General features: G+C 63.1%; 31 protein-coding genes. 2 read left to right on the top strand and 29 right to left on the bottom strand.

Going from position 1 to position 25,170, the window contains the following annotated elements; translation table 11 throughout:
- Positions 1 to 4: 4 nt before the first annotated feature.
- The 12 genes from C4Q26_RS23905 to C4Q26_RS23960 form a co-directional block, all read right to left on the bottom strand.
- Positions 5 to 310, bottom strand: a complete 306-nt coding sequence (locus tag C4Q26_RS23905) for a hypothetical protein (protein ID WP_104883695.1) — start codon at positions 308 to 310, stop codon at positions 5 to 7.
- Complete coding sequence (locus C4Q26_RS23910) at positions 307 to 1,662, bottom strand: integrating conjugative element protein (protein WP_104883696.1); 1,356 nt, start codon at positions 1,660 to 1,662, stop codon at positions 307 to 309. Before C4Q26_RS23910 ends, C4Q26_RS23905 begins: the two co-directional genes overlap by 4 nt.
- Entirely contained in the window at positions 1,659 to 2,570 is a 912-nt protein-coding gene (locus C4Q26_RS23915) for a TIGR03756 family integrating conjugative element protein (RefSeq protein ID WP_371919610.1), read from the bottom strand. The genes C4Q26_RS23910 and C4Q26_RS23915 overlap by 4 nt, the downstream gene beginning before the upstream one ends.
- A gap of 293 nt (positions 2,571 to 2,863) precedes the next feature.
- Positions 2,864 to 5,605 (bottom strand): conjugative transfer ATPase, encoded by a 2,742-nt coding sequence (locus C4Q26_RS23920; protein WP_104883698.1) that lies wholly within the window; start codon positions 5,603 to 5,605, stop codon positions 2,864 to 2,866.
- Positions 5,605 to 6,024, bottom strand: coding sequence for a TIGR03751 family conjugal transfer lipoprotein (locus C4Q26_RS23925; RefSeq protein ID WP_104883699.1), 420 nt, complete (start codon positions 6,022 to 6,024; stop codon positions 5,605 to 5,607). Before C4Q26_RS23925 ends, C4Q26_RS23920 begins: the two co-directional genes overlap by 1 nt.
- Entirely contained in the window at positions 5,987 to 7,495 is a 1,509-nt protein-coding gene (locus C4Q26_RS23930) for a TIGR03752 family integrating conjugative element protein (protein WP_104883700.1), read from the bottom strand. Before C4Q26_RS23930 ends, C4Q26_RS23925 begins: the two co-directional genes overlap by 38 nt.
- Positions 7,485 to 8,291 carry a TIGR03749 family integrating conjugative element protein gene (locus C4Q26_RS23935; protein WP_104883701.1) on the bottom strand — a complete coding sequence of 269 codons (807 nt, stop codon included), beginning with the start codon at positions 8,289 to 8,291 and terminating at the stop codon, positions 7,485 to 7,487. The genes C4Q26_RS23930 and C4Q26_RS23935 overlap by 11 nt, the downstream gene beginning before the upstream one ends.
- Entirely contained in the window at positions 8,291 to 8,929 is a 639-nt protein-coding gene (locus C4Q26_RS23940) for a PFL_4703 family integrating conjugative element protein (RefSeq protein WP_104883702.1), read from the bottom strand. Before C4Q26_RS23940 ends, C4Q26_RS23935 begins: the two co-directional genes overlap by 1 nt.
- Positions 8,926 to 9,327: a TIGR03750 family conjugal transfer protein gene (locus C4Q26_RS23945; RefSeq protein WP_104883703.1), complete on the bottom strand. Its 402-nt coding sequence runs from the start codon at positions 9,325 to 9,327 to the stop codon at positions 8,926 to 8,928. Before C4Q26_RS23945 ends, C4Q26_RS23940 begins: the two co-directional genes overlap by 4 nt.
- 7 nt (positions 9,328 to 9,334) lie before the next feature.
- Positions 9,335 to 9,712, bottom strand: a complete 378-nt coding sequence (locus C4Q26_RS23950; protein ID WP_104883704.1) for a TIGR03745 family integrating conjugative element membrane protein — start codon at positions 9,710 to 9,712, stop codon at positions 9,335 to 9,337.
- 15 nt (positions 9,713 to 9,727) lie between these two features.
- Positions 9,728 to 9,967: a TIGR03758 family integrating conjugative element protein gene (locus tag C4Q26_RS23955; RefSeq protein ID WP_104883705.1), complete on the bottom strand. Its 240-nt coding sequence runs from the start codon at positions 9,965 to 9,967 to the stop codon at positions 9,728 to 9,730.
- Positions 9,954 to 10,280 (bottom strand): RAQPRD family integrative conjugative element protein, encoded by a 327-nt coding sequence (locus tag C4Q26_RS23960; protein ID WP_104883706.1) that lies wholly within the window; start codon positions 10,278 to 10,280, stop codon positions 9,954 to 9,956. The genes C4Q26_RS23955 and C4Q26_RS23960 overlap by 14 nt, the downstream gene beginning before the upstream one ends.
- A gap of 216 nt (positions 10,281 to 10,496) precedes the next feature.
- On the opposite strand from C4Q26_RS23960, the gene C4Q26_RS23965 reads away from it, so the two are divergent.
- Complete coding sequence (locus tag C4Q26_RS23965) at positions 10,497 to 10,706, top strand: hypothetical protein (RefSeq protein ID WP_104883707.1); 210 nt, start codon at positions 10,497 to 10,499, stop codon at positions 10,704 to 10,706.
- 231 nt (positions 10,707 to 10,937) lie between these two features.
- Here C4Q26_RS23965 and C4Q26_RS23970 read toward each other — a convergent pair whose 3' ends face one another.
- From C4Q26_RS23970 to C4Q26_RS24035, 14 genes are all read right to left on the bottom strand, one after another.
- Positions 10,938 to 11,555, bottom strand: coding sequence for a hypothetical protein (locus C4Q26_RS23970; protein WP_104883708.1), 618 nt, complete (start codon positions 11,553 to 11,555; stop codon positions 10,938 to 10,940).
- A gap of 259 nt (positions 11,556 to 11,814) precedes the next feature.
- Positions 11,815 to 12,543: a TIGR03747 family integrating conjugative element membrane protein gene (locus tag C4Q26_RS23975; RefSeq protein WP_104883709.1), complete on the bottom strand. Its 729-nt coding sequence runs from the start codon at positions 12,541 to 12,543 to the stop codon at positions 11,815 to 11,817.
- Between the two features lie 35 nt (positions 12,544 to 12,578).
- A complete protein-coding gene (gene traD / locus C4Q26_RS23980; RefSeq protein WP_104883710.1) occupies positions 12,579 to 14,705 on the bottom strand; it encodes a type IV conjugative transfer system coupling protein TraD in 2,127 nt (708 codons plus the stop codon).
- Between the two features lie 9 nt (positions 14,706 to 14,714).
- Positions 14,715 to 15,134: an integrating conjugative element protein gene (locus C4Q26_RS23985; protein WP_104883711.1), complete on the bottom strand. Its 420-nt coding sequence runs from the start codon at positions 15,132 to 15,134 to the stop codon at positions 14,715 to 14,717.
- Positions 15,131 to 15,685: a glucosaminidase domain-containing protein gene (locus tag C4Q26_RS23990; protein WP_104883712.1), complete on the bottom strand. Its 555-nt coding sequence runs from the start codon at positions 15,683 to 15,685 to the stop codon at positions 15,131 to 15,133. Before C4Q26_RS23990 ends, C4Q26_RS23985 begins: the two co-directional genes overlap by 4 nt.
- Complete coding sequence (locus tag C4Q26_RS23995) at positions 15,667 to 16,386, bottom strand: TIGR03759 family integrating conjugative element protein (protein WP_104883713.1); 720 nt, start codon at positions 16,384 to 16,386, stop codon at positions 15,667 to 15,669. The genes C4Q26_RS23990 and C4Q26_RS23995 overlap by 19 nt, the downstream gene beginning before the upstream one ends.
- 10 nt (positions 16,387 to 16,396) lie before the next feature.
- Entirely contained in the window at positions 16,397 to 17,068 is a 672-nt protein-coding gene (locus C4Q26_RS24000; RefSeq protein ID WP_104883714.1) for a hypothetical protein, read from the bottom strand.
- Positions 17,065 to 17,571, bottom strand: a complete 507-nt coding sequence (locus C4Q26_RS24005; RefSeq protein WP_104883715.1) for a PilL N-terminal domain-containing protein — start codon at positions 17,569 to 17,571, stop codon at positions 17,065 to 17,067. Before C4Q26_RS24005 ends, C4Q26_RS24000 begins: the two co-directional genes overlap by 4 nt.
- A gap of 130 nt (positions 17,572 to 17,701) precedes the next feature.
- A complete protein-coding gene (locus C4Q26_RS24010) occupies positions 17,702 to 18,418 on the bottom strand; it encodes a hypothetical protein (protein WP_104883716.1) in 717 nt (238 codons plus the stop codon).
- A gap of 66 nt (positions 18,419 to 18,484) precedes the next feature.
- The gene (locus tag C4Q26_RS24015) at positions 18,485 to 18,979 is read right to left on the bottom strand and encodes a JAB domain-containing protein (RefSeq protein WP_104883717.1); all 495 of its coding nucleotides are present in this window, start codon (positions 18,977 to 18,979) and stop codon (positions 18,485 to 18,487) included.
- Between the two features lie 66 nt (positions 18,980 to 19,045).
- The gene (locus C4Q26_RS24020) at positions 19,046 to 19,303 is read right to left on the bottom strand and encodes a hypothetical protein (protein WP_104883718.1); all 258 of its coding nucleotides are present in this window, start codon (positions 19,301 to 19,303) and stop codon (positions 19,046 to 19,048) included.
- Positions 19,304 to 19,370: 67 nt separating this feature from the next.
- A complete protein-coding gene (locus C4Q26_RS24025) occupies positions 19,371 to 19,904 on the bottom strand; it encodes an STY4534 family ICE replication protein (protein ID WP_104883719.1) in 534 nt (177 codons plus the stop codon).
- Positions 19,905 to 20,645: 741 nt separating this feature from the next.
- Complete coding sequence (locus C4Q26_RS24030; protein WP_104883720.1) at positions 20,646 to 22,613, bottom strand: DNA topoisomerase III; 1,968 nt, start codon at positions 22,611 to 22,613, stop codon at positions 20,646 to 20,648.
- Between the two features lie 111 nt (positions 22,614 to 22,724).
- Complete coding sequence (locus tag C4Q26_RS24035; RefSeq protein WP_371919557.1) at positions 22,725 to 22,946, bottom strand: hypothetical protein; 222 nt, start codon at positions 22,944 to 22,946, stop codon at positions 22,725 to 22,727.
- 221 nt (positions 22,947 to 23,167) lie between these two features.
- Here C4Q26_RS24035 and C4Q26_RS24040 point away from each other — a divergent pair, with 221 nt between their 5' ends.
- On the top strand, positions 23,168 to 23,371 hold the full coding sequence (locus tag C4Q26_RS24040; RefSeq protein WP_104883721.1) for a hypothetical protein: 204 nt from the start codon (positions 23,168 to 23,170) through the stop codon (positions 23,369 to 23,371).
- Positions 23,372 to 23,487: 116 nt separating this feature from the next.
- On the opposite strand, the gene C4Q26_RS24045 is transcribed toward C4Q26_RS24040, so the two are convergent.
- From C4Q26_RS24045 to C4Q26_RS24055, 3 genes are read right to left on the bottom strand one after another with little or no spacing between them, the layout of a single operon-like run.
- Positions 23,488 to 23,916, bottom strand: coding sequence for a single-stranded DNA-binding protein (locus tag C4Q26_RS24045; RefSeq protein ID WP_104883722.1), 429 nt, complete (start codon positions 23,914 to 23,916; stop codon positions 23,488 to 23,490).
- 5 nt (positions 23,917 to 23,921) lie between these two features.
- A complete protein-coding gene (locus C4Q26_RS24050) occupies positions 23,922 to 24,416 on the bottom strand; it encodes a DUF3158 family protein (protein WP_104883723.1) in 495 nt (164 codons plus the stop codon).
- A complete protein-coding gene (locus tag C4Q26_RS24055) occupies positions 24,413 to 25,168 on the bottom strand; it encodes a PFL_4669 family integrating conjugative element protein (protein ID WP_256583317.1) in 756 nt (251 codons plus the stop codon). The genes C4Q26_RS24050 and C4Q26_RS24055 overlap by 4 nt, the downstream gene beginning before the upstream one ends.
- Positions 25,169 to 25,170: the final 2 nt, after the last annotated feature.

A 25,170-nucleotide genomic window follows, 5' to 3' on the forward strand; every position in this document is an offset into this window, starting at 1 on the left:
CACCTCACTCGCGCGACAGTTCGACCAGGATGATCGAGGCGAAGCCAATCAGTCCCAGGCGCCTGAGCCGTTGCTGCTCCTCGGGCGCTGGCCGCAAGCGCAGCACCGCAGACCAGCCGGCGAAGATCAGGGTGTACAGCAGGGCGCGCCAGTAGGCGAAATAGGGTGATTTCACCCGCGCCGGTTCGACCCCATCAAGCTGGGCGTCGGTCAGGTGCAGCGCCATCCAGGCAATCAGCAACATGGCCACGATGGCGCCGAAGATCAGCAGGACCTGGATGACCGTGGTCCTCAAAGAAAACGACATCATGGCGTGCCCCTCTCTTGTTCAGCCCGGCGCAGGCGGTCCGGCTGCGGATCGCGCTGATCGATACTGCGGGAAGCGTCTGCGCCACCGGCGTGGCGATCGAGGACCAAGCTGGCGGTGTTGGTGGCCAGCAACTGGCGTACCTGCAGTTCCGTTTGCAGCAGGCGGATCTCGCGCTCCAGCGTTTCGCCATTGCTGTCGAGGGCGGTGGTGGCGGGCTGCGCCGATGCCACATTGGGCTCACGGCTGCCGGCCAGCAACGTACGCTGCAGCAGCATCGCCTTGTAGATCACACTTGACAGCGCGGTCTCACTGGCCAAGCGCCGGGCCAGCAGGTTCTGGTCAGGGTCGTCGCGCAGGCCCTCGATGACCCCGCGCGAGACTGGTAGCAAAGGACTGGAGACTTTGCCAAGGTTTTCCGGTGTAGGCTGCTCAGCACCCGACAGCATGCGCTCAAGGCCTTCAAGGTGCTGCGTGTAGGTTTCCTGGATCAGCGGCGTGAGGCCTGCACCCGCGCTGACGCGCAACGTCTCGCAGTCGTCGCAGGTCTCTACCTCGGTTTCTCCGAGCACCCGAGTGGCCCATTCGGATGCCTCCTCGGGGGTCGACCAGGCTTGGCAGATCGCGCCAGTCTGACAACCTGAGCCGATGGCCGAGGTGTCTTCGACCGAGCGGTTGTGCAGCAGGTTATAGCCCGCCTTGACCACGTCCGAGGTCACCCGAATGGGCGCTTGGCCATGGCCGCCAGCTTTCTGCCCGCCGACCCAACTGATGCCATTGTTGCCATTGTTCGATTCGGTGTTTTTCACCGCCACCACGGCATCCCCGTCGGACTGCTCCAGGTTGTGCTGCATTTCCTGGTTCTGTGCCAGCGCTCCCCAACCGGCTTGGTCCACCTTGTCCGCCATTCTGGCCGCCATCGCCTGGCAGGTGAGCTTTGAACGGTCAAAGTCGATGCGCCCCTGCAGCACGCCGTTGCTCAGCAGCTCGTACAGCCCGGGGTTGGCGCGTTGGATGATCATCGCCGGCAAGGACATCACCGCCTGGGTGGCGTTCTGGATGACATTGCCCATGATCTGCTGGAAACCCTGCGTGGCACCGTTGAGCTGATTCTGCAGGGTGTTGGACAGGTTCATATTTCCGCACATCATGTTCGCGCGCCAGGACAGGCCCACGCCGAGCCCGCTGGGTCGGTAGAGCGAGGAGGGCGCGCCCGCCGCCGATCCGCCGCCGATGGTGTACATCACGCGGTCGTCCAACACCTGGGCCTGATCCCCAAGGTGGTAGCCGTTCTCGGCGGCATGGCCGGCGGCGCACACGAGGAAGCATGCCAGTCCGAACGAGAGGGTGTTCATGATTGGCCGCCATCAAAGTCGATGCTGAACAGAAAGGTCTGCCCCATGCGCTGGCAGCAGCGGTAGGGCCGCCACAGCGACCAGGCATAGGCGCCATCGGCACTCTGGATCGTCGGGCTGGGGAAGATGGCGCAGGTGTTCTGAATCACCGGTGCGAGCAACTGCCAGCGGTGGTTGTTGACGTTGCTCTCCATCACCGGTTGCGGCGGCCAATAGCCCGGAGCTGGCGTTGGCTGCAGCGGCAAATACACGTGCGGCTGGCCAACGCGGGTGATGAAGTCGCTGGCGCGCTGTGCCATCACCGCAGCGGCCTTGAAGTCGTCGGGCTGTACCAGAAAACCCTGCCGTGGGTAGACGCTGCCCCACATGTTGTCGAGGGCCTGGCTGCCAATCTCGCGCATGCCCGGGATGAGTGCCTGTGGGTAGACGGACTCGGGGATGGCTTGACGCCAGGCCAGCGGATCGAGCGTGCTGAGGTAGTAGGGTGCAAGCGGCACCGCCCCGCTCGGACACGCATAGCCGAAACTGTGGGCCAGGGCTGTCAGTGCGGCGCCACCGGGATGCCCGATGCCGTCGACATTCTTGAAGCGGGGCAGGTTGTTGCGCTGTGGCGAAGGCGTGATCAGGTTACCGCCGCCTTGTGACAGGGGCGTTGGCGCCGACAATGCGGACATCTCGTCCCAGGGGTTGCCGCCGGTGTCGGCATAACTCGATACCACCAACTCGGGGATGAAGTGTCGGACTTTGGGCGAGCTCCTCACCGTACAGCCGAACGGCGTGCACAGCAGCCAGTAGCAGATCCCGACGACGCGGTACTCCAGGCACTGCAGCGAAGTGACAGAGGCGATGATGGCGGGTGTGGTCAGCGCCAGACTCTGCTCGGCGGCCACGAGCAAAGCGATCGCCATGAACGCACGGCCACGATCAGTCTTCTTGGGCTGTGGTGCTCTGCATGGGGTCGTGACGGTCACGTTCATGGGCAGCGCTCGGCAGGTGGCAGCGGTGTGCATCCATGCGCCAAGCTGCAGCATCCCGGATCAGGCAAAAGAGCGAGACGAACAAACCGAGGCCGGGGTGATCGGTTTCGTCCGTCGCTCACCTGAAGGCTGCGAATAGTGCGAAAACATCAGTGGAGTACAAATGTACTCCTGTCGATTTTCATAGAGGGAAAGGGCTTCGAATTACGCTGGTACTGAGGTGTTCACGACATGCCGCGCAGGCGATCGATCTCCGCGGCGACCTGCAGGGCGGCGTCCAGCTCGGACTGCTGATGCTCCTCCATCAGCCGCCAGCGCTGGGCTTTTTCCTCGGGCTCGGTCATGGCCAGGGCGAGGTACAGGCTCGGTGGTACCGCGCGAAACAGTGTCTCCAGCTGCTTCGACAGGACCACGCCCTCGGTGTACTGGCCCGAGGCTTTGCTCGCAGACAACAGCAGGGTCTTCTGCGCCGGCGTGAGCTTCTTGAAGCGCGCGATCTCCTCGATCTCCGCTGGCGGCATGTTGAGGCAGATCCACCACTCGATCATGTTGAGCATGGTCTGCGCCGCGTCGGGGAAGTCGGCCAGGTTCTGCGTTGCCAACCAGAACCACGCGCCGAGCTTGCGCCACATCTTGGTGCCCTTGACCACAAAGGGCGCCAGCAGCGGATTCTTGGTGATGATGTGGCCTTCGTCGGTGACCATGATGATCGGGCGGCCGAGGTACTGGTCGCGTTCGGCGAGGTTGTTCACCGTGTTCATCAGGCTGATGTAGCTGATCGACATCTGCGCTTCATAGCCCTCACGGGCATAAGTGGCGAGGTCGACGATCGTGACATCGCTTTCCGGCCAGGGTGTGCCCGGCCGATCAAACAACGCGCCTTCGAAGCCCTGACAGAACAGGTCGATGGACTCGGCCATTTCCTGGGCCCGCTCGCGACGCTTGTCGGGCAGATGGGCGTCGCCGGCCACCGCGCGAAGCGCATCACGAACATGGCGTGTCATGACCTGCTGGTCGCTGGCCGCGCAGTGCCTGGCGGCATCAAGGATGCACTCGCGGATCAGGCTGCGGTCTGCCCGAGTCAATCGCGCCTCCTCCTTGGTTTCACCACCGGTGATCATCAGGCGAGCGGTGATCTCCAGCTCGCCCAGCACATCGCGTTGCTCGTCACTGTCCGACGCGACCTCATCCAGGTCCTCGGTCGACAGGCTGGCGACCTGGTCGGGGCGCTCGATCAGCCGCTGAGCATCGGTGAAGGGGGCCAGGCTCAAGCCGCTGCCGGGTTTGAGCTGAACCTTGTTGACGGTCAGCCCGAGGGTGGCGAAGTAGTCGCCCTGCAGGCCGAAGGAATTACCGGCTTCGACGATAAACAACCGCGGCCGGTACACGGCCATGACCTGCATGAGGATCGAGACCAGGGTGGCCGACTTGCCGGCGCCCGTCGGGCCGAACAACAGCAGGTGGCCATTCATGGAGCGATCAAAGCGTGACAATGGATCGAACGACACGGGCGCACCACCACGATTGAAAAAGGTGATTCCCGGATTGCCGGTACCGATGCTGCGTCCCCACAGGGGTAGCAGGTTGGCGACATGTTGGGCAAACAACAATCGGGTGTACCAGTTGCGCGTATCGCGGGCGGGGTTGTAGACCATCGGCAGCCAGCGCAGGTAGCTGTTGCACGCGGCGACTTCATCACCCTCGCGGACCGGCTGCAGACCGGCGCCGAGCAGCACATTGGCCGCCTGGATCGAGCGCTGGCGCAGTTGTTGTTCGTCAGTGCCACGCAGGTACAGCGCCAAGGTTCCGCGGTACAGCTTGTGCTGGCGGCCGATCAGCGCGCGAGCTTCTTCCACATCCTGGCGAGTCTGGGTCGAGGCCAGGTTTTCACCGATGGCTTTGCGCGCCAGGCGGTTGAGCTGCTCCTCGAGTACGTCCTGGGGCGTGATCACCAAGGTCAGGCTCATGACGGCCTGCTCCGGCAATTGGTCAAACAACGCGTTGAGCGCCTCGCCTTTGCGGGTCTCGCCGGTCAGTTGGCCGATATGGGGCGGTCTGCGCAGTTTGTCGACCACCATCACGGCGTGCGGCTGGTTATCGAAGTACCACAACCCCTGCTCGCTGTCCGAGCGCGGCTCATGGAAGAACAGTCGCTCGGCAAAGTCATGGTCGAACGGCAGCGACAGGCCATCGCCGTCATCGGCCTCGGGGTAGGGCACGTGTTGATAGAACGCCGCCGGTGATTCGCCAGTGAGGGTAGGGGCCGGGTTGAACCAGGGCAGCAACCAGGCGTAGAAGTCCCGTCCGTTAAGCCGGTGAGGATTGACCCCGCAGGCCTGCAATGAGGCCACCAGGCTGTCACAGGTCCTCCCCAGCAGTTGAGCCGGGCTCTGCCCGTCGTCGTCGGCCTGGTCGCCCAACCAGCGATAGACCACTAGCCGAATCCGTCGATTGCTGCCGCGCCAGGGCAGATGTGACACGACATGGTCGTCGAACAAACCACCCGGCTTGGCGATGGCGTCCAGGTGTCGTTGCATCGACGCGAGGAAGGCTTGGGTGAACGGCGTCCCTGTCGCTCGTGGTGTAACGTACTGCTCCAAGCGCTGCAGGTACGGCAAAAAATCACTGTCGTCCTGGCAGAAAAACTGCACCACCCAAGGCGCTTGGTCGAGCTCGTCGAAGCTGTCCTGCAGCGCATCCTCCAGCGTATCGCGTGCCGCCATCAGCCATTCGGGCTCACGGCCCTCGGTCCCGATCGGCTGCAACTCGAACACGGCGCCGACCGAGCGGTTGTCGTCGAGCAGAAAGCACTGCTGCTCCTCGAGGTATTCGACCCAGGGCAAGTGGTCGGTGAAGCTGGGGTTGTGCGCATACTGGGCGGCCTCATCCGCACGCGTTGCGCGCCGACGCTGCGCCGCGCGCCAGGGCTGCCAGCGTGGCGGGGCGCGATCTGCGTCATCGTCCATCACAGATCGTCCAGGCGTTCGCCGGGCAGCGCGTACTGGACCTTCTCGTACAGCGGGAATACGGTCGAGTAGCCGGGTACTGGCGCCTGTTGGGTGCCGGCCAGGTGCGGGTAGACGTACATCACCAGGTCCGGGTTGGGCAGCCGCGGGAATTGGGCGCGGATCTCATTGGCCGCCGTGCGGGTGTAGGCGCTCTGGTCTTTGATCAGGCGCTCGGGATCGAGCACCGGCCGGCGCAGTTCGCCGCGCGCTTCCTGTAACTGCTGCTGCGTGCCAACCGAGCCGCCGCTGTTCCAGATATCCAGCATGGTTTGCTCGCCGTGGGGCAACATTTCGTCCTTGCTGGTGGTGCAGCCCGCCATGTGCAGGCAAAGCAGCAGGCTAATCCAGGTCCAGTACCGAAACGGATGGGCTTTCATGGTTCACTCTCCGGCCTTTGGGTTCGTAGTCGATGCTGATTTCGTGATCCAGGTGCAACGCCACTTTGGCCCCTGGTGGAACGTAGATGGCGGCAAAGGCTTCGCCGTAGAGTTTGTTGACCCAGTCACGGATGTCGCCGATACCACCGCTGATGACCGAGTTCAGCGCGCTGTTGCCACTGTTCTGGCTCAGCCCCAGGCTGCCGCTGGCCGAGTTGATGAAGGAAGTGTTGGTCTGCTCGCTGCCGAGCGCCGCAGCGAAGCCGGCGCCGGCCGCGGTGATCAGGCTCTGACTGCCCAGGTACTGCTGGGCGTTGGAGCGGCGCTCGCCGGAGATGCAGGGAATGCCGTAAGGGTCGGAGATGTAGCCCAGGCCCCCGTGGGTCTTTTCGGTATCCGAGGTCTGGGTGCTGCTACGGTTGCGGCTGACCACCTTCTGCGGCTGCGGTACCGTGCGCACGGTGCCGTCGCTGAAGACAAAGGTGATCGACTCGACCTGGCCGCGCACGCACGACAAGGTCCAGTCGCCGGCGGCGGTACCGCTCATGACGGCGCCGACCACGTCCGGTAGGTCGATGCCGTTGGCGGTGAGGTTGTCCGGCCCCACCAGCACCTTGAACGGATAGGGATCGTTCACCGTGCCGTCCACCGGCACCCGGCCAATCAGGGCAGTCATGGCGATCGAGCCCATCAGGGTCGAGTTCTCCGGGATGGTGTAGACCGGCTTGGCACCCTCGGCCCAATCCTGAGTGTTTCCCAGGTCGCGCTCGCCTTTGGCTACGGCACGTAGATGATCCTGGCCGCGATCGATCGCATTGTTGTCCAGGCCATGCAGATCCTTGAACTTCGACGTCAGCGCCGATAATGGCCCCTCGGCGTTGCCGGCCCCTTTCTGGCTGGCGTGCGTATTCGACGGTTCGATCCACTGCACTGCATCCGCCGGTGGTTGCGCCCCGGAGAATTGTTGCTCGTCACCCGGCTCGAGACCGAAGCCCACCGGCACGTCGGACTTCGTGGTGGGCTTGCTGGTGAGCTGGTCCTTGAGCCGGGACAGCAATCCTTGGGTCTCGCGGTGTTGCTGATCAGCCTTCTGACGAGCATCGTTGGCCTGCTGGCGTTGCTCGAAGACTTGCTGGGTGACACTGCTCAGCGTGCTCTGGATACGGCTGTCGATGTTGCCCTCGCGCGTGCGCAGCCGGTTGTTCTCGTTCTGCAGTGCCTCATTGCCTTTCTTCAGCGACAGCATCTCGCTACGCATCGCCTTGACCTGCCCGATCAGCGTGGCCACGGTATCGCGCGGCGTGTCGCCGGCGATGCCGAGTGCTTTGGCCTGTTCCGGACTGAGGGCAGCGTTTTCGGGATCATGGGCAGGTTGAGCATCCGGCGCAGACACCCAGGATTTGCCGATGATCAGCACAATCCCCAGCAGGACCCCGGGTACCAGCCATTTCAGCAAACCGTTAGCTTTCATGATCGGCGGCCTCCGTTGCTGGAGGTGGCAGCAGCAGCGCGTGCTTCAGGTCGCCGCCCTGGGTGACAAGGTACGCCACCGTGGTGTCTTCAGGTGTGCCGGCGCGCCCCAGGTGCTCGTGCTGGAAGGTGGCGGCGTACAGCATGGCCTGCAGGTGACGTGGGTCCAGTGTGACCTTGGCCGGCCCACGGTTGACGATCTTCACCGCCGTCACCCAATACTCACCCAGCCGCCAGGCGGCGATGCCCTTGATAGCCACGTGCTCGGTCGGCAGCAATGTGCTGAATGCAGAGGAGTCGCCTAGCGGGACTCGACGCACACCAGGCAAGGGCGCCACGGTGCGCAGCGGCGCATAAAGGTTCTGCGCCGCATAGCGAGTCAGCACAATCGGTACTGGCGTCGCTGCAGGCGCTGCATCCTTCGCAGTTTCTACGTCCGGCGCCTGCGCCTGGGCAACGATCTTGACCGGCTCCAGTGACTCGCTACCCTCTAGTGCTTCGATATCGATCAGGATGATGTCCCCCGACTTCACCGACTGCAGCTGCAGTCGAGTAGGGGAGATGGCTTCCGACGCACGCAGGTACACCGTTCCGCCGACCGACTGCACGCGCAGCTTGCTGGTGATCGCACTCGGCAACCCGACGCGGACATCCTCATCCACCATCAGGATACGTTCCTGACCTACCGTCAGCGGCACAGCGAGCGGCAGGCGGTCCCAGTACCTGACCTCGACGGCGGCTGCGGCAGAACACCACCCGGCCACCGACACCAGAAACAGGATCAAGACACGCATCATCACGCACCTCCAGGCAGCGTCAGCTTCTGCGGTGTGCCTTCGTAGCAGTCCAGGGCCAGGCCCCACTTGTTGTGCTCGGGATCGACGTCGAAGCGCACTACGCGCAATGGGTAGCGCACCACCACACGTTTCACCGGTTCGGCGGCGTAGTACTCGTCGGCATTGAGGTCGAGCTTGATCAGCCAGCTGTGCTTATCCAGCTGCTTTACCCGCAGGTCGGGATCATCGCTGTAGCCGCGGCCCAGCACCTCGTACACGCCGCGCACGCGGCCGCGCAGTTCGCCGGCCGCCTTGCGGTACTCGAAGTCGCCATCGAAGAAGGTCTTGCACGCCGGTGTCAGGTAGGGCTGCAGGGCGAAAATGGCGCGGTGGTAGTCGACCTCGCCGTCGGTGGGCCAACGGTTGAGCTGGCCGAAGATGTACAGCGCAAAGGCATAGATGTTTTCCGGCGGCACATCCCACCATTTGCGCGTGCTGCCGGAGCGCAGATCCGGAGGCACGTGGATGGTCAGTTCGGAAGGTGCGGATTGCCAGCCGTACCAGAGCACACTGCACAGCAGCGCCAGGGTCGCCACGGCCAGGCGCAGGCTGAGGATATGCGCTTGCTGCGCATCCACCTTGTTGCGGAAGCGGCTCATGGGGCGGTCCTCGCAGGTCGGCGCGTGCGCCGAACGGTCCAAGGACCCGAATGCAGGATCAGTTGGTGGCTACCGATGCCCCAGTGCGCCGCCAGGTGCCACTGCAGGCGCCGGTACAACCAGGTTTCGGGACGAGCACGCTTGGCCCGGCGCAGCAGCTTGCCGCCGCCGAGCAATACCAACGCCATGCAGAGGAACATGCAGGTGGGAAGGGTGGCGATGGAAGCGGTGGCCACCGCCAGCGGCGCGCCGAGGATCACACCCAGCCCGGTACCGACAATCAGCGCGACCCACATCTCGTCGTTGGTGAGGCCACGCAAAACAGCCGGGTCGCGGTTGAGGCGCTCAGGCAGGAACGTCAGCGTGCCGTCAGGCAGGGTTGCAGGGGCGTCGGACATGGAAACCTCACAGGATCGTCGCAGCTTTGGTGAGGAACCACAGGATCACCACCACCAGCAGCGCGCCGACGCCGACCACGGCGCCGAGATCCTTCCAGGTCTTGCGCTGGTTCTGCACGTCGGCGTAGACGGTGAGCGAATGCCAGGCCACGCCCAGGAAGGCGAGGGTCGCGATCAACAGACCGAGCAGGATCCCACCGTCGTAGGCGTAGTTCTTGATGGTGTCGATCAGTCCCGCTCCTTCGCCGCGCGAGGGTGCTTCCATGGTCGGCAGATCAGCCCAGGTGAGCGTCGAGCTCAGCAGCACTAGGGCGCCGAGCAGGATTTTCGAACAGCTCTTCCGCGGCAGGGTGAGCGGGCGATGGCAACGACGGGAGAGGTTCATGGCAAGGTCTCCTGGTTACGACAGCATGAAAAACATCAGCACGATCAGTGCTAACGCCAGGCGCAGCGTGCTGCCGCCAAGTGCGCCGAAATTGAGGTTGCCGGCAGCCCAGCCGCGGTAGCCTGTCCACAAAGCCCAGGCGCACCAGAGCAACGACAGCACCAGCACCGATGAGCGCCATAGCACCGAGCTGAGCTGCGGGGTAAACCCGGCCACGGCCGAGAACGCGCTGAGTTGGACGTCAGTCATGCTCATCGGACGACCCCGCATCGGGCGTCTCAGCGCGATAATCACCGGTAAGTTCGGCCGGCTGTGCACGGGAGGGCGACAGGTATTTGTGGATGCCCTGGCGCACGCGTTGGAGATCCGCAGCAAACCTCTGATAGTCGAAGCGATAGCGAGCCCCATCAGCATTGACCTGGCTGCTCCGTGCGCGATCAGCCATCTGTTCGATCGCCATGATTTGCCGCTGCGCAAGCCCCAGGTCCGAGCGCTCGCGAACGTCTTGAGCCGCAGCACCAAGAGTCACCAAACAGGTAAGTAGAAAGAAATAATGAATAGTCTTCATGGCGGAATCCCGCGGTGTATCTGGCGTTTACCCTGAGGCATCAGGCAGTTTTTGGCATGAACTAAAGGGATTTTCCGGTCTTCGCTTTAGAGCATCGACGCAATAGATTGGGATCGTCGTAGGGCAGGAATGCCGGGAATATCCAAGCAGTCAGTTCATCCCGGCACTGAAGTCCATCTATGATGTAATGTCCGCCCGTGCCTGCTTGGAGAACAGATGAATAACAAGTTACCGCCAGTCCTGTACCCAGACCATCCCATGTATACAGATGCTGTGACCGCAATGAAGCGATTCCACGAGGCGCAAGCTGCGGGCAAACCTGCTGAGGAAGTTGAGCGTTTGCGCCTGATCGCCGAGGCACAGTTCCAGGCGGTCAACGAATACCAGCTCAAAGCGCTAGGCGGACCTGCTGGCGAGTCTCACTGACAAGCTCAATCATTTTCATCCCTTGATTGCGGACATGCCCACGGCTTCGCTGACGGGATACCAGCGAAGATCACCTGTTGGTCTGCCCTGTCTTGATGATTTCGGTCGCACGCGGCGGTGACGTGGCGGGAGCCAGCTATGTGCGTTGAGTTGAGGATGGCGGTAAGTAAGTTGTTTCGCAACGAGTGATTCGCCATAAGCGGGTTCTAGGGGCTGAAAGCCAAGAATTTATCAGGCATCGCTCGGCTCGTCGGTAGTGGATACGGAGGAGCGATTCATGCGGTAGAAAAAGTAATAGGTGGTAATCATCGCTGTGACGGTCAGCAACAGGGCAATTACTAAACCCGCAGTGGTGAGCAGATATTTGAGCAACTCCTGCATTTGTGGAGTGTCGCCGAGCGTTCGGTCGATCTGTTCGTAACGCAGTTTGTTGTTCAAATCGACTTTCATAGCTCCATATGCTGCTCGCTCTATGTTCTCCGCACCGTAACTGCCGGGGTAGTGGGCAAAAAGGTTCTGATAGGCATCGACTGCCTGCTTGCAGTAATACGCGGATAGCGTCTCTGGATCTTTTGGGGTGTCGATGCACAGTTGAACGTAATCCAGGGCGTGCTGAATGCGCCGCTCTTCCTCTAGTGAACTGTATGCCTTGTAATACGCTTCCGATCGCGCTCTATAATCTTGGAGTTGGTAGGTCGCGGTGCCAAGATAACTGCCAGAAATCGCAATCCCCACTGCTGCCATTAGCATCTTGCGAGTGATCGAGTGCCTGTTCGCGAGGATGAACAGTTGTTTCAGTAGGGTGAAAAGTTCGACAGCCTCTTCTTTCGGCTTCTTTATTTCAATCACAGTGTGGTCTGCCTGTGCGGTGCAAATACGTTTCCGGGGTCTGAGAGATTGCCGGTCTGGAGGGGTGCAGTATCGACAACACAAGGCTGTCAAAAAATGCCGGAGGCTTCAAGATGCGTAGGTGAAACGGATTTTCTTGTTCAGTGGGCTCCAGGGCCTTTTATAGGTACACAGACCGCGTCGGCTCAACAGAAGATCAATATCCAGAAATTCTAGCCGCATCACTACAACGAAAAAATCGATTAGGCACTGCGGCCAGTTAGAGATACTTTTTGAATGCCGCGGCGGTAATGGCGACCATAAGACCGAGTAGTGCGGCGCAGGGTAGGAGTATCCAGTTGGGATTGATTGACCACGGCAACGAGAGGTAGATCATCCAGGGACTGACCATCAGTGGTCGCAATGCCCGTTTTGCTCTGTGGTAGACAAAGCTGCTCTCTCGGCCCGCTCCGAACTTGCGCAAGTCGCGGCGCATCAACCCGTCGACCGCACCGGTGAGCACAGCGAGGAGGAAGAGGGGAATGGCCAGGGTGAGGACGGTCAGGCGCACTACGAACGTGAAGACTATGAATATGGCCGCCAGTAGGTAGTCCTGTACCACGACGTACACTTGAGCAAACTGCCCCTGAAGCGAGGGGGCGTGACTGAGCAGCTTCAAGTAGTCGTCGGATTGCGCCCAGCCGGAACGGACTACGATCCAGTCGTTCAGGTGCTCAAGGATTTTCGCGGTCACTTGCGCCGGCTCTTGCACGAGCAACGAACTCTTAAAGTGGCTGCTGAGCCAGCCGAGCTCGGTCTGCCACATGGCATAGCTGTGATGCCAGCCTTGTTCCGGCCAGAACCACAGCATGCCCGCGAACTCCAGCACGATGGAGAACACCAGCGCGGCGAACAGCAGGCCCAGTAGCCTTAGGCATAGCTCGAGCGTACCGAAAATGAGCCCCGGACGTCGTTGTGCGGGAGGTTGGCTAGGTGGGGTAGTGGGCATACGGGCTCCACAGTACTCGATTGTTGTCGGGCCGCTTACGAGGCACGTCTACGTCCAGGCGGGGGCATCTCGGGATCAAAGTCGACCGTCGGCGCACCTCCGGCGCTGATCCACCAGGTACCCGCATTGGCGTTGTAGGACTCGCGCATGCGTGCAGCGAGGGTCTGTAGGTCCGCTGGCATGTCATCTTCACTGGCCGGTTTGGTCAGCGGCATCCGTACCTTCCACAGTTGCCCGCCTTCTTGGAACGAAAACATCTGGCCCTTCGGCAGGGCGATGATGTGTGCGGGCTCGATCAGCGGCACGGCGGTGGTGGTGACCCGGTCTTGCGAGGAGGAGGTGAAATCGGTACGGGCGTCGGGGTCGGCGGTGTCCGTCGCCCCGGAGACCAGGGTACGCGTTTGTACATTGACCTTGGGCAGTTGATTGGTCAGCAGTTCCGCAGTCGCGGTTTCCCGCACCCGCAACATCTGCAAGGTGTTGAAGTTGCCAATGACCTGGCCGGCCTTGGCCCGGCTGCCGATACGCGCCTCGATATCGCTCAAGGTCTGGGTATACGCGGTGACCTGGATACCGGCACCACCGCCCTTGTTGATCAGCGGAATGAACTCGTCGCCCATCAGCTCGTTGAACTCGTCAGCGTGCAGGTTGATAGCGACCTTGTCCGCCGCGCTGGAGGAGCCCGGCAGGCCGTGGTCGATGCCATGCTTGTAGATATGGCCGGCCACGGAAACCAGATCGGCAAACATCGAGTTACCGACGGCGGCCGCGACTTCGGCATCGGACAGCGCATCCAGGCCGACGTAGACGATGCCGCGTTTGCGGATGACCTGCAGCCAATCGAAGATCGGCCGCGGGTCGTCCAGGTCGGTATAGTTGGGGGCGAGCAGCTGAGCTGTCTTGCCGCTGGTGAGCTTCTCCAGCAACGGCAACAGTGAGGCGACGATCTTGTCGAAGTAGGTGCGGTCATAACGCACGGCCGAGCGCAGGCCGTCCATCACTGGATCGAAGATGCGCTTGGCGGTTAGATACTGTTCGATGGCGACTACGCGCTTTTCCCGGCCAATCATGTGCCGCGGCACGTTCTTCTCGTTGAGGCGACCCTCGATCTGCACGATCGCTTCCCAGGCCTGCGGATCATGGTGGGCGAAGAAGTGCTGGGCATATTCGATGAATAATGCATCGATGTTCACCACGTGCCGCTGGATCTGCAGGTAGTCCGGGCGCCGGCCCAGCTCAATCAGGGCGCGGGCGATGATGTTGACAAAGCGCCAGGCAAATTCACGGAACGCTGCGGAGTTGCCTTCACCGCTCAACTGACCAGCGATCCGCGTAGCGACTTCCGAGATGCGGCCGAAGCGGCCGATGGCGTTGTAGCGCGCGGAGATCTCCGGCCAGCCCAGGTGAAAGACGTAAAATTCGTTTTCGCGACCAGCTCGCTTTGCATCCGCATACATGCTGGTGAGGAGCTCGGCATCGCCCTTGGGGTCGAAGACGATCACCACTTCCCGAGTGGGCCGGTGGATATCCTGAGTGATGTACACCTGAGCCACACGTGTTTTACCCACCCGGGTGGTGCCCAGTACCAACGTGTGGCCCACGCGTTCGATCAATGGCAACGAGACCTCCTGCTCATCCGGCTCTACGCCATGCAACAACGGTGAGCCGCCGACCGGAGGCAGCGGACGCACCGGATTGAACGGGCTGTCCCATGCGGTCAGGTGGGGCAAGAGCGACAACCCGGGTGGCGCCTTCTCCAGTGCATGTTCCATCCGGCGCGCCCATTGAAAAGCGGCTGATTGGTTGACGTAGCGGGCCAGCGCCGGATCCTGCGCCTCGAGCAGGCGCTGCGTATGCAGTCGGGTCCAGCGAAAGCCGCGGCCTATGAACAGGCGTTTGCCACTCACCGGAATCTGCCGGCTGGTCAACGAGTAGCGCGGTAAGCGACGAATGTTGCGTCGATAACGCAAGACGATTCGAGCCTCATTGAGCCGCTTGAGGCCGAACGCGGTGTAGGCCAGGGCCATCCCTGTGCCCACCTCGGGCGACAGTGCCACCGCCCAGGGTGAGTGCAGGCACAGGGCGCCGGCACCGGCGCAGATGCCCACGGTGTACAGCTCCACCGCCGGCCGCAGCAAGGACTCCATCGCATGGTCATCCATGGCGCACCCTCACTGTTCCAGGCCGGTGGGGGTGATGAGCACGGGGTAGTGCTCCAGCTCCAGCCGCTCGGCGATGTCGTCGCCACTCACCGGCCAGATGTTCACCCCAGGGGCCGCCGCCTGGATGCGGCGCAAGGCCTGGACGTCGGCGACCTCGACGGCCAGTCCGCTGGCGCCCAGGTCCCGCAACGCCTGCGCATGGCGGGACAACCAGTTCAGGGAGAAGGCGTCTTGCCCGACCAGGAACAGTGGTGTGATGGCGGGGAGGTCCAGCGTTCTAGGCGGCACGGTACCCGGCGTGAGGCGCTCGCTGCGCACTGGCAGCACCCATTTCAGTTTGCTGGGATCGGGGGGCATGCTAGGGGCGGCGACCACGGTGAGCGGTATCGACAGACAGATGACCAGCGCCATCAGGCACGAGCGGCTCATGGCAGTGCCCCTCCAGGCAAAGACACAACCGCCTCGATGCGCTGCCAGTGTCGGCTGAATTGTCTGCGATAGCGCGCCGCGGGTGCACCGCCGGCTGGCCGGTGATAGCGGCCGGCCGCCACCACCCAGTCGCCCGTGTCGGCATAGTGCGTGCGCAACAGGTCGGCGGTGACGGCGAGGTTCGCGCGTGGGTCGAGGGCGTCGCAGGCGCTGGGGTAGCGGTCCGGGTGGTAGCCAAGGTTGGTCTGTCCCAGTCCGACATCGATGCGTTTGGGATTGTGGTCGGCCAGCGCCTGGCGGAGCGCGGCACAGGCCTCATGGCGGCTGGCAAAGCGCTGCGGCGTGCCGGCAACATTCAAGGTCCAGGGCCAGGGCATGAGGTGACCGCGCAGCGGCGTGCCGCTTTCCTGCAGGGCGATGGCGAACAGCACGGAGGCGGGGATACCAGCCCGCGCGGCGGCCAACTGGTAGGCTGGCGGCGGCAGGGCGCCCGCCTGAACGGCGCTGACCGCGGTCAAGGCCAGGGCGAGGATCAGTCGAGACGCTGCCATTTTCCGTCTACCTGTTGGAAGCGTGCCGGCAACGGGCGGGTGGCGCCCAGCCCGAACCAGCGACCGCGGTCGTGGTTGAGGGTCACCTGGCCGCTGCTGACTTGGGCGGGGGTAATGCCAGCGTCACGCGCCCACTGTCGCAGGCGCGCATCGTCACCTTGGCTGCCGACCAGGTACACATCCAGGCGCGCGCCGGCACGCAGCCACTGCTGGGTACGGGTCATACAGGCTGGGCAATGTTCTTCCACGAACAAGGCAGTGCGGCTGCTGCTCATGGGCGCTGCATCGTCGCTCATCCCCTGCACGGGCAGCATTCCCGGGAACAGGCGCGCCCAGGCGGCGGTGTAGGCTTTCTGGTAGGCCAACTCGCGTTCGGCGCGTTTGGCTTCGAGGCGGACCTGCAGCTCGGCATAGCGCTGTCGTTCCTGGTCCGAGTCGGCCTCCACGCCCAGGGTGGTGAGCGGGTCGAGCTGTGGCGACCAGTAGTGGCGGGGGCCAGCCTGCAGACGCTTGAACGTGGCCCACTCGTCATCGGTCAGCCCCCAGGCCTTGGCTTGAGCCGCAGCGGAATGTTGCTGATCCAGTCGCTTCTGCTCGCTGTACTGCGGGGCAGAGTCGACCAGCGTCGGCGCGCTCCAGGCCGAGCTTGCCAGCAGGCCGGCGGGGAGCAGGCTGAGCGAGAGGGCGAAGAGCCGAACCATAAGCACCTCTTCACGGCAGCGGCAGTGTGCGGTCGCCATGATCCGGGACGTGGAACACGGCCTGGTCCTCGCGGATCGCACGCAACTGCCAGTTGTTCAAACTGTCGCCGGGCTGCAGCAGGTGCACAGCCGACAATGACCGCGCACCGGCGGGCAGGGCGGCCACAAACCTGACGGTACCCCGGGTCTCGATCCCCAGCAGGGTGAAGGGCGGCGTCGGGGCTTTGGCCTTGGTTTTTTGGACGGCGGAGGCAGCCGGCCGTGTGGTGGCGGCCGCTGGTACAGCGGCGGGCGTCGACAGTTTCTCGATCGCCGTCTCAACCGCGGCCAGTCGTTGTTCCAGTCTGGTCAAATCGGCGTTACTCGGGCCACGGGGTGTCGCTTGAAGCACTTTCAGTGAAGCGCTCAGCTCAGCCAGTTGCTGGCTGAGGCCTGCCTGCGCTGAGGCACTCTGGCCTTGCGCCTCGCCCAGCGCTGCTACCTGCGGCTGCAGCGTCGCGAGGGTATTGCTCAGTACATCGATGTCGCGGCGCAGGGCCGGCGCAGGATCGGCAGGGGTATCGCGGGCGGCGGCCTGGAGCTCGGTCAGTTGCTGGTGATGGTTGTACGTTTCGGCGGCGAGCACCGCGGCGCCGAGGCACAGCGCGCCGATCACCAGGGCCTGAAAGTGTTGAACCTTCATGGCGCAATCTCCAAGGTCGAGAAGGGTGGTTCGGGCGCTGGTAAGCGTAGGGCGTAGCACACGGTCCGCTTGACCGGATCGATATCGAGCCGCCAGGCCGGGCCACCGATGATGGTCAAGGCGTCCAGCAGCGCGATCGGGCCGAGCTGGTGGTGCACGGCAGGCAGAGGACGGCGGAACAACCGATCCACCACCCCACTGTCGGGACAGAGCGAGTAGCCTGAACGCTGTAGCACGTGGCGCAGGGCTTCGCCGACATGCGCGTGCAGGGCCGGAGCGATTTGCACGTTGATGAGCTGGTACAGGGGCTGGCGCTGCTCCAGCGTCGGCCGGGTACTGACCAAGGTGTAGCGGTCCTGGCGGACCCAAGCCGGTATCGAAGGCTTCGGCTTGAGCGAGGAGAGCGGTGGCTCAGCTGGTGCAGGCGTGGGCGCCGGTGGTGGGGTGCTGCAGCCAACCAGCGCGATCATCAGACCGAGGATAGGGAGGGAGGAGGTATACATGACCAGGTCTCGACAAAAGTTGTCGAGACCTTGGCGAAAGTGCGGGCGGGTCCCCACTGAAAAACCGAATCTAGTCAGCCAGATTTCCGACAGGGGCCACAAAAAAGGCGCCCATGTGGGGCGCCTTGGATCAGTTTTCAGTGAACAGGGGCAGCTCCGGAAGCGCTGCGGCGTCGGGGTCGAAGATCAGAAAACGGGTGTCCGCCTGACCTGCCAGCAGGAGCAGTTGGAGTAACGCGGGCGGTACATGATCATCGCGCAGGCGTGCACGGACTTCGTCGATGCTGCAACTGCGGCTTTCTGTCTCCATTCCTGCTACCCAGGGTGTCGAATACAACTTGCAGCCCACGGCATGGCTGCTGTTGAGTTCAAAGCACTCGAAGAAGCTCGCCGGTGAATTGCACCACGCGCGTACTTGCAGGTACTCGAACGCTTCCGCCGGCAGGTGAGCGCTGCTGATTTCCCAACTGCGGCTGTAGTGCCCGGTGGCGAAGGACAACTGCTCGATCAGGTCACGTGCAGCTTCCTCGCTGGGGAGGTCGCCGAGGTGCAGCAGGCGTTCGAGGTGACTGCCAATGACCTGGTAGAGCACCGTACTCACCCGGCCGACCGCCGGGCAGCGCAGGTGCACAAATGGTGGCACCCTTTCGCTGTCGGTGATAACGGCATAGTCGTCATCGAACAGGCATGGCTGCAAGTTGATGGACTCATTGGGTAGCGGGTTCTGGGCCGGGTGCAGCGCACGGTAGCAGGGCGGGCAGTTGTCGGCATAACTGATCTGGACGACACGCTCGAAGCGAAGATCGTGGAAACCGCGAAGAAACGGGTTGCGAAGGGAAGGGTGCATGATGGTTCTCCGAAGGCGCAGAGGCCACCCCGAATTGGCGGTGGCCCCCTTGGACAGAGGTGGCTGTTAGAGCCAGCCGTATTCGGCCAACGAAAGCGGGGTGCCTTCGCCGACGATGATGTGGTCCAGGACGCGGACCTCAACCAGGGCCAAGGCCTCGGTCAGGCGTGTGGTGAGCACCCGATCGGCACCGCTCGGTTCCGAGCAGCCGGAAGGGTGGTTGTGGCTGAAGATCACGGCGGCGGCGTTGTGCTCCAGTGCCTTGATGACCACCTCGCGGGGATACACCGAGGCCCCGTCGATGCTGCCGGTGAACAGGATGTCGAAGCTCAACACGCGGTGACGCGAGTCGAGGCAGAGCAGGGCAAACACCTCGTGGTGGTACGGGGCGAGTCGCAGTTTCAGGTAGGCCGCGGCATCGGCGGGGGTGATCAGCTGCTCGCCGCGCTGGAAGTGACGCTGGTCCAGCAACTGCAAGGCTTCGGTGATCAGCGTATCCTCACGGACGCGTTGGGCCAACACGGGGTCGAGTGGGTCGACCAGGTTCAGGGCAGTGTTCATGGGCAATTCCTCGTGGGAGATGGAGCGCCCCCTGGGGGAGTGCCCCAGGCTGGTGAAATGCGCGACTCAAAGACGCGTGAAGCGATGACGGGCACCGTGGAGCGAGCTCTGGCAGCCCTCGCACGGTCGGGTGGAACAGGCCTCGAAACCGGCGCCGGTGTGTGGGTCGAAATCGGCGCTCAGTGGCAGCAGGGCCAGCAGTTCGGTGCGTAGGTGTGCGATGCGTTGCTCGACCTCAGCCTCGCTGTAGTACAGCGACAGCGCGCTGAAGTCGTCATAGGCGACCGCCTGTAGGCAGTCCTCGCATAGCCAGAAGCTTTCCATGGCAACCTCCGACGTGAGTGAACAACAGGCGCTCGTAGGAGCACCTGTTGTTGGCGGTCAAGCTGCCTCAGGCAGGCTGAGGTGCTGTGGTGGATTTATGTGCGGCGGTCGGCGTTGGCTGACGCTGATTGGCGTCATCGTTGGTATCTACCCGTTCCGTTTCCTCGGCACTGTCAGAGACGGTGGCCGCGTCGGTGCGAACCGGCGCACGGTAGCTGAACTGGCCGTCGACCTTGATCCACTCGATGAAGATCAGCCGGCCTTTGAGGCTGGCGCCGGGTTGCCCCTTGCGCTCGCCTTTCTCGTACAGGAAGGGATCCACCCAGAGGTCGCCAATGCGAAACGCGATCAGGACCTTGCGTTCAGCACGGACGTCTTCCAGGTGTTCACGGATCAGCCGGTCGGCTTCACCACTGGCGACCTTGCAGTCGAAGCGGGTGTACTCGACGTCGTCCGAGGCACCGTGCAAGGCGGCGATGTCACACGCCATGAAGGCTTGGCCGCGGCGTACCGGGACTTCGCGCACACGGTTAAGGTATCCAATGCCTTGGGTGTGCAGGTTGAAGTAGGTGGTGGGGGCGTTATTGCTTGCAGTCGTCATGATGGCGCTCCTGTTCAGCTGAAACGCGGACCTCCACCGGCCCTGGTGGCGGGTGAGTTCCGCAAGGGGAGGTGCAAAAACGTGTCGGTGTAGAGAGCGCTCATCACCGAGGGGACGGTGACCGTGCGAGCTGCCGAGCGCGCATCGCACTTGGGGAGAACCACCCGAAACGGGCGTAGCCTTGAAGGTTCTGGCTACCTGGACGCTGTCAACGACAGCGGTGTGCAGCCCATCTATAAAACGCGCGCAAATACCCGTCAACCGTGGATTGCAGGCGGTTTTGGCCAGCGGAATACGGTGGTGTTCTGTGGATTTTCGAAGGCGAAAAAATAGCCCGACGGTCATCAGGCTAGGAAGAATTGGACCACCCTTGATCCGGCAACCTACCAGCGAAGTTCGTCGCAAAACTTCCGCGGTTGATCCACCTGGATCACCCGACCCTTGTCGTGGTCTGGGTCGGCATCAACTGGCACGCATCCGCGCACAAAAGGTGCCCAGTGTTTCGCCGGCGGGCACCGGAGCTGAGCATCGTCGCCGAAGCGGATGACCCCTGCGGCCTGGCACAAGCCGCACGGGTCATCCACCTGGGGGACCTAGGACACTGAGAAGCCATCCGAAGATGCAGTGAAGTGTGGCTCCGAACTCTACGAGTCTGACCGAGCTGCCCGGAGCGAATCGGTCTTGGATCGCCTCGTGGCGAAGGGCACCTTCACTACACCAGCGCGATGGTGCCTCGTCAAGTCACGGGTTTTTCCCCCGTTTGGATTTCGCCACCGGCTTGGTGCCCTTGCAGTCCGGGTAGCGGGTGCAGGACCAGAAGCTGCCGGTGCGACCCTTGCGCTGACGCATGGCACTGCGGCACACCGGGCAGAGCGGCCCCTTGCTAGGAGGAGGTCGCAGGCTGAGCGAGGCGTGACTGCGCACCAGCCGGGTCAGCCACTCCGCCTGCTTGGCGAGGAAGGTCTCGACGCTCAGTTGCCCTGACTCGATGCGGTCCAGCGCCTGTTCCCACAGCGCCGTCAGCACCGGGTCGGCCACCTCCGGCGGTACCGCCTCGATCAAGGTATGGGCCGCCGCCGAGGCGGCCAGGCTGCGTTTCTTCTTGGTCAGGTAGCCGTGATCGATCAGGCCTTGGATTATAGCGGCGCGGGTAGCTTCGGTGCCGAGCCCGCAACTGTCCTTGAGCTTCTGCTTGAGCCGAGGGTCGTCCACCTGGTTGGCGATGGTTTTCATCGCCTTGACCAAGGTGCCTTCTGTGTAAGCCTTGGGCGGCTGGGTGCGTTGCGCGTTGATCGTCGCGTCGGTCAATGTCAGTGCTGCCGCCTCACGCAGTCTCGGCAGGTGCTGGGCCTGCTCAACCGGCTCGTGGCCGTCGCCTTCGTTGATCACCGCTTTCCAGCCACGGGTCAAAATCTGCTTGCCGCGGGCGAGTAACTGATCACCCTGGCTGTGCAGCAGCGCCTGGGTTTTCAGGTATTCATGCTCGGGCAGAAACTGCGCCAGGTAGCGGGCGCGAATCAATGTGTACACTGCCCGTTCGCGCTCGGAGAGCTGCGCCAGGTCCAGCGAAACGGCGGTGGGAATGATGCCGTGGTGCGCGGTGATCTTGCTGCTGTTCCAGGCGCGGGAGCGGCGGCTAGGGTCGACGTCTTTCAGCGTTTGTCCCAGTGAAGGCGCGGCCGCCGCCAGGGCGTGAAGGACACGCGGTACCTCATCGAGCATGCTCTCAGGGAGGTAGCCGCAGTCGGTACGCGGGTAGGTGGTCGCCTTGTGGGTCTCGTACAGCGCCTGGGCGATCCCCAGGGTCTCCTGCGCACCGAGCCCGAACTTGGCGGAGCAGACCTCCTGCAGGGTGCCCAGATCAAAGGGCAGCGGTGGGCCTTCACGAACGTGTTCGACCTCCACACTGTGGACCCTGGCTGACCCCTGCTGGCTCAGACGTCGCGCTGCCGCCTGTGCGGCTACCTCGTCGATGCAACGCCCGGCGTCGTCGCAAACCGCGGCGGGTGGCTGCCAGCGGGACAGAAAGCCTGTGCCATCGACTTCCAGGTGAGCATCGACGGTCCAGAACGGTTGCGGTACAAAGCTCGCGATAGCTCGGTCGCGCTCGACCACCAAACGCAGCGTCGGCGTCTGCACCCGTCCCACCGGCAGCAGGCCGTCGAAGCCGGCACGGCGACCGAGCAGGGTGAACAACCGGCTCAGATTGATGCCCACCAGCCAGTCCGCGCGGGAGCGGGCCAGCGCGCAGTGGTACAGCGGTAAGGTCTGCTCGCCCGGGTGCAGGGTGCCCAAGGCCCGGCGGATCGACGCATCATCGAGGGCGGAAAGCCACAGGCGCAGCACCGGCCCCTGGTACTGGCAGCGCTCGAGAATCTCCCGGGCGATCATTTCGCCCTCGCGATCGGCGTCGGTGGCGATCACCACGTCGCTGCAGGTGCGCAGCAGCTGGTGGATGACCTTCAGTTGGCGGGTGACCTTGGGTTTGACGATCAGCTGCCAACGCGCTGGGATGATGGGCAGATCGTCCAGTGACCAGCGCTTGTAGTCCCCATAGGCCTCAGGGGGCGCCGTTTCCAACAGATGGCCAACGCACCAGGTGACGGTGACGCCCGTTCCGTGCAGGCAGCCGTCGCCACGCCGACTGGCTTGCAGCGCCCGGGCGATATCACGGGCTTGAGATGGTTTCTCGCAAATAAACAGGCGCATACGCAGGCCCTCTCGGTGGGTACCGACAGGGTGGCGGGGTGGGGAGGGAGCACCAGTGATAATCCGAAGCCGCCGAGCTCCTGTTGATGTGAAGCGAGATCCGGCAGGCGGTTACTTGCGCTGCGCCAGGTGGGTGGCCAGCGTTTGCAGAAACTCCAAGGCAAACTGCTTATCTGCTTCGCCCAGCGCCTTGATGATCGACGTGATCTGCACGTTCTGGGGGCGAGGGCTGATGGCCAGTAGCAGCTCATCGGCGGGGCAACCGTAAAGGTCGGCCAGTTGCAGCAGCTTACACACGGAGAGCTCAACCTGGCCACGTTCGAGTCGCGACACGGCTTCACCGGAAATTTCAGGTGCTCGCCCACCTTCGCCTGGGTCAGGTGACGGGCGCGACGGTGCTCCGTCAACTGGCGACCGATGTGATGTGGGCTAGGCTCTTTGACTGGCAACGGGGGCGCTCTCCGGTTCAACTCATATGGCTAACCAACCATCCCAAGATATGAACGACCCAAAAAATAGCTGTATCACCCGCCTGTCCACACGGAGGCTGCGATTTGCACGGATCAAACCAGACTGAGGCGGATGCGCTAGCGCTCAAGGCCTATGAGCTGTTCATGGCCACCCACCTGGAGCCGGATAACGTCGAGGCGCGCGCCAGGTTGATCGACTGGGTCCAGGAAAGTCCGGCGCACTGGCGGGCATTCCTTGCCCTGGACCAGTACCTGGAGGAAGTGTCGCAGTTGTTGAAGGGTGCCTAACGGGGGAAACCCCGGGGAGATTGAACGTCTGCAGGCGTCGGGGTTGCCCGCCAGGCAGGTTGCACAGCTCCAGCGATATCGCGCTGCGGGCCGTGATTCCACTGAAATCCATCCGCTCAAGTGGTCTTGCGCGACGCCTTCTTGCCTGCCCCTTTGCGCCCGGAGCCGGCGTTTTCCTGGGCTTTCTCGCGCATGGACACCGAAGCCAGACGGTGCGGCAGTATGCCAATACGCCGAGCCTCCACCTTGAAGGTCACCCGCGCATTGTCCTCGCTGTCTTCCCACTCCTCCTTGACCGTCCGGCCCTCGACCAGGATGCGCATGCCTTTCTGGAACAGGGTGCTCCAGTGTTCGGCGTCGCGGTGCCAGAGCTCGACTGGGGCCCAGTAGCCGCCACGATCTTCGTAGCCGCCTTCACGCGGTACTGGGTTGTCGAAATACACGTTCAAGCGCAACAGGCGCCGTGGTTCCTCCGGGTTGTTGTTGAACTCCTGAAATTCCGGAACGCTGCCGATATTGCCTTCGCCAACAAAGAACGTACTCATGCGTGCTACTCCTCGGTGGGGGAACGGGAAAGGGCGAGTTCGGCGACCTCGAGCTTGCTGGCTCCGGCGATGGCCTGGCGATACAGCGACTGTAGGCTACTCATCTGCAGGTTCAGCACCACGCGGTTGGTCTCCAGCTGATACAGCGCCTGCCGCAGCTCGGGGTGGAGTAACGGATGAACCATCGCCTCCTGCCATACCGCCACGCCCATCCGCTGAAAGTCCGGGCTGCGCCAGCGCAAAAAGTCGGTGCCGGTCGCGCTGTGCTGGACCACCAGTCGCAGGTCCAGCAGCGAGAAGGGCGGCTGCGCCATGATCGCCAGCATCACGCCCATCAATTCGGCGACCTGGGTGCGCAGGCGCAGGATCGTCTCGGCGAACTGCTGCAGCTCCCCCTTACCCTTAAAAGGCTTTAAAAGGCCTTTTAGGGAGGCACCTTGTGCGAACTCGCGATAGGCCTCTGCGGACAAACGTCGGGCAATCGCGTCAGCCAGGGTCATACGTCACCCCCGTCGACTGGCGCATCCGGTGTCGGCGGAGGCGCGGCCTCTGGCGCTTCGAGGGCTTCGGTCACCGCTGCAGTGGCGCTGCGGGCGATTGGTGGGGCGAACTGGGAACGACGGGACCCTTCCAGAATGTCCTGCGGCGGCAGGCCGAATTTGTCGATGGCTTCGCGCGCGCGGGCGTTGTTGGCGGCCATGTCATCCCGGCTGACGCCTGCCACGCGGTAGTGCTGCGCCAGGCCCAACAGGCTGCGCAGGACATGGGCACCACCATCGATCCAGGATTCCATGTCCATGCGACCGATCAGCGCGGTGTGGTGGGCGAGTAGTACCCGACGGACCAGGACGTCGTAGTCGGTCAGCAGGTAGATCGCGAGAAAGCCCAGCTGGCTGCCGATGAACAGCGGCAGGGTGACGGGGTGGATGTTGAGGTTGTCGCCGACATCGACCTGGGTCGGCAGGGCGCGCTCGACGTGGCTGACTTGCTGGGTCAGCGTGCGTAGCTGGGCCTTGGCCTGCAGCAGCTTTTCTTCCAACTGCAGCATGAACCAGTCAGCGTACGGATCGTCCTGGCTACTCGCTTGCTTGAGCAGGTTGGTGACCGCGATGTAGCCGGGCATGCCCAGAATTGGGTGCACCCCGTCGCGGCGGCTACGGCCTTGCCACAGCCGCGCCGCATGATGGGTGTGCAGGGTGAGGGTGATGCTGCTGCGCAAAGAGCCCAGGTTGAGCTGATAATGATCGGCCATCG

The sequence above is a fragment of the Pseudomonas sp. SWI44 genome, assembly GCF_002947915.1.
GTDB classification, from domain to species: domain Bacteria; phylum Pseudomonadota; class Gammaproteobacteria; order Pseudomonadales; family Pseudomonadaceae; genus Aquipseudomonas; species Aquipseudomonas taiwanensis.

What these genes read in the sequence shown, in the direction of transcription:
- C4Q26_RS24050 (WP_104883723.1), bottom strand. Translation starts at nt 24,416, where the DNA reads ATGACCCTGGCTGACGCGATTGCCCGACGTTTGTCCGCAGAGGCCTAT.
- C4Q26_RS23975 (WP_104883709.1), bottom strand. Translation starts at nt 12,543, where the DNA reads ATGCCCACTACCCCACCTAGCCAACCTCCCGCACAACGACGTCCGGGG.
- C4Q26_RS24045 (WP_104883722.1), bottom strand. Translation starts at nt 23,916, where the DNA reads ATGAGTACGTTCTTTGTTGGCGAAGGCAATATCGGCAGCGTTCCGGAA.
- C4Q26_RS24005 (WP_104883715.1), bottom strand. Translation starts at nt 17,571, where the DNA reads ATGTATACCTCCTCCCTCCCTATCCTCGGTCTGATGATCGCGCTGGTT.
- C4Q26_RS23920 (WP_104883698.1), bottom strand. Translation starts at nt 5,605, where the DNA reads ATGGACGATGACGCAGATCGCGCCCCGCCACGCTGGCAGCCCTGGCGC.
- C4Q26_RS23910 (WP_104883696.1), bottom strand. Translation starts at nt 1,662, where the DNA reads ATGAACACCCTCTCGTTCGGACTGGCATGCTTCCTCGTGTGCGCCGCC.
- C4Q26_RS23985 (WP_104883711.1), bottom strand. Translation starts at nt 15,134, where the DNA reads ATGAGCCGCTCGTGCCTGATGGCGCTGGTCATCTGTCTGTCGATACCG.
- C4Q26_RS23940 (WP_104883702.1), bottom strand. Translation starts at nt 8,929, where the DNA reads ATGAGCCGCTTCCGCAACAAGGTGGATGCGCAGCAAGCGCATATCCTC.
- C4Q26_RS23950 (WP_104883704.1), bottom strand. Translation starts at nt 9,712, where the DNA reads ATGAACCTCTCCCGTCGTTGCCATCGCCCGCTCACCCTGCCGCGGAAG.
- C4Q26_RS23990 (WP_104883712.1), bottom strand. Translation starts at nt 15,685, where the DNA reads ATGGCAGCGTCTCGACTGATCCTCGCCCTGGCCTTGACCGCGGTCAGC.
- C4Q26_RS23995 (WP_104883713.1), bottom strand. Translation starts at nt 16,386, where the DNA reads ATGGTTCGGCTCTTCGCCCTCTCGCTCAGCCTGCTCCCCGCCGGCCTG.
- C4Q26_RS23925 (WP_104883699.1), bottom strand. Translation starts at nt 6,024, where the DNA reads ATGAAAGCCCATCCGTTTCGGTACTGGACCTGGATTAGCCTGCTGCTT.
- C4Q26_RS23955 (WP_104883705.1), bottom strand. Translation starts at nt 9,967, where the DNA reads ATGAGCATGACTGACGTCCAACTCAGCGCGTTCTCGGCCGTGGCCGGG.
- C4Q26_RS24010 (WP_104883716.1), bottom strand. Translation starts at nt 18,418, where the DNA reads ATGCACCCTTCCCTTCGCAACCCGTTTCTTCGCGGTTTCCACGATCTT.
- C4Q26_RS23930 (WP_104883700.1), bottom strand. Translation starts at nt 7,495, where the DNA reads ATGAAAGCTAACGGTTTGCTGAAATGGCTGGTACCCGGGGTCCTGCTG.
- C4Q26_RS23945 (WP_104883703.1), bottom strand. Translation starts at nt 9,327, where the DNA reads ATGTCCGACGCCCCTGCAACCCTGCCTGACGGCACGCTGACGTTCCTG.
- C4Q26_RS23965 (WP_104883707.1), top strand. Translation starts at nt 10,497, where the DNA reads ATGAATAACAAGTTACCGCCAGTCCTGTACCCAGACCATCCCATGTAT.
- traD (WP_104883710.1), bottom strand. Translation starts at nt 14,705, where the DNA reads ATGGATGACCATGCGATGGAGTCCTTGCTGCGGCCGGCGGTGGAGCTG.
- C4Q26_RS24020 (WP_104883718.1), bottom strand. Translation starts at nt 19,303, where the DNA reads ATGGAAAGCTTCTGGCTATGCGAGGACTGCCTACAGGCGGTCGCCTAT.
- C4Q26_RS24015 (WP_104883717.1), bottom strand. Translation starts at nt 18,979, where the DNA reads ATGAACACTGCCCTGAACCTGGTCGACCCACTCGACCCCGTGTTGGCC.
- C4Q26_RS24055 (WP_256583317.1), bottom strand. Translation starts at nt 25,168, where the DNA reads ATGGCCGATCATTATCAGCTCAACCTGGGCTCTTTGCGCAGCAGCATC.
- C4Q26_RS24000 (WP_104883714.1), bottom strand. Translation starts at nt 17,068, where the DNA reads ATGAAGGTTCAACACTTTCAGGCCCTGGTGATCGGCGCGCTGTGCCTC.
- C4Q26_RS23915 (WP_371919610.1), bottom strand. Translation starts at nt 2,570, where the DNA reads ATGGCGATCGCTTTGCTCGTGGCCGCCGAGCAGAGTCTGGCGCTGACC.
- C4Q26_RS24030 (WP_104883720.1), bottom strand. Translation starts at nt 22,613, where the DNA reads ATGCGCCTGTTTATTTGCGAGAAACCATCTCAAGCCCGTGATATCGCC.
- C4Q26_RS23960 (WP_104883706.1), bottom strand. Translation starts at nt 10,280, where the DNA reads ATGAAGACTATTCATTATTTCTTTCTACTTACCTGTTTGGTGACTCTT.
- C4Q26_RS24025 (WP_104883719.1), bottom strand. Translation starts at nt 19,904, where the DNA reads ATGACGACTGCAAGCAATAACGCCCCCACCACCTACTTCAACCTGCAC.
- C4Q26_RS23905 (WP_104883695.1), bottom strand. Translation starts at nt 310, where the DNA reads ATGATGTCGTTTTCTTTGAGGACCACGGTCATCCAGGTCCTGCTGATC.
- C4Q26_RS23935 (WP_104883701.1), bottom strand. Translation starts at nt 8,291, where the DNA reads ATGATGCGTGTCTTGATCCTGTTTCTGGTGTCGGTGGCCGGGTGGTGT.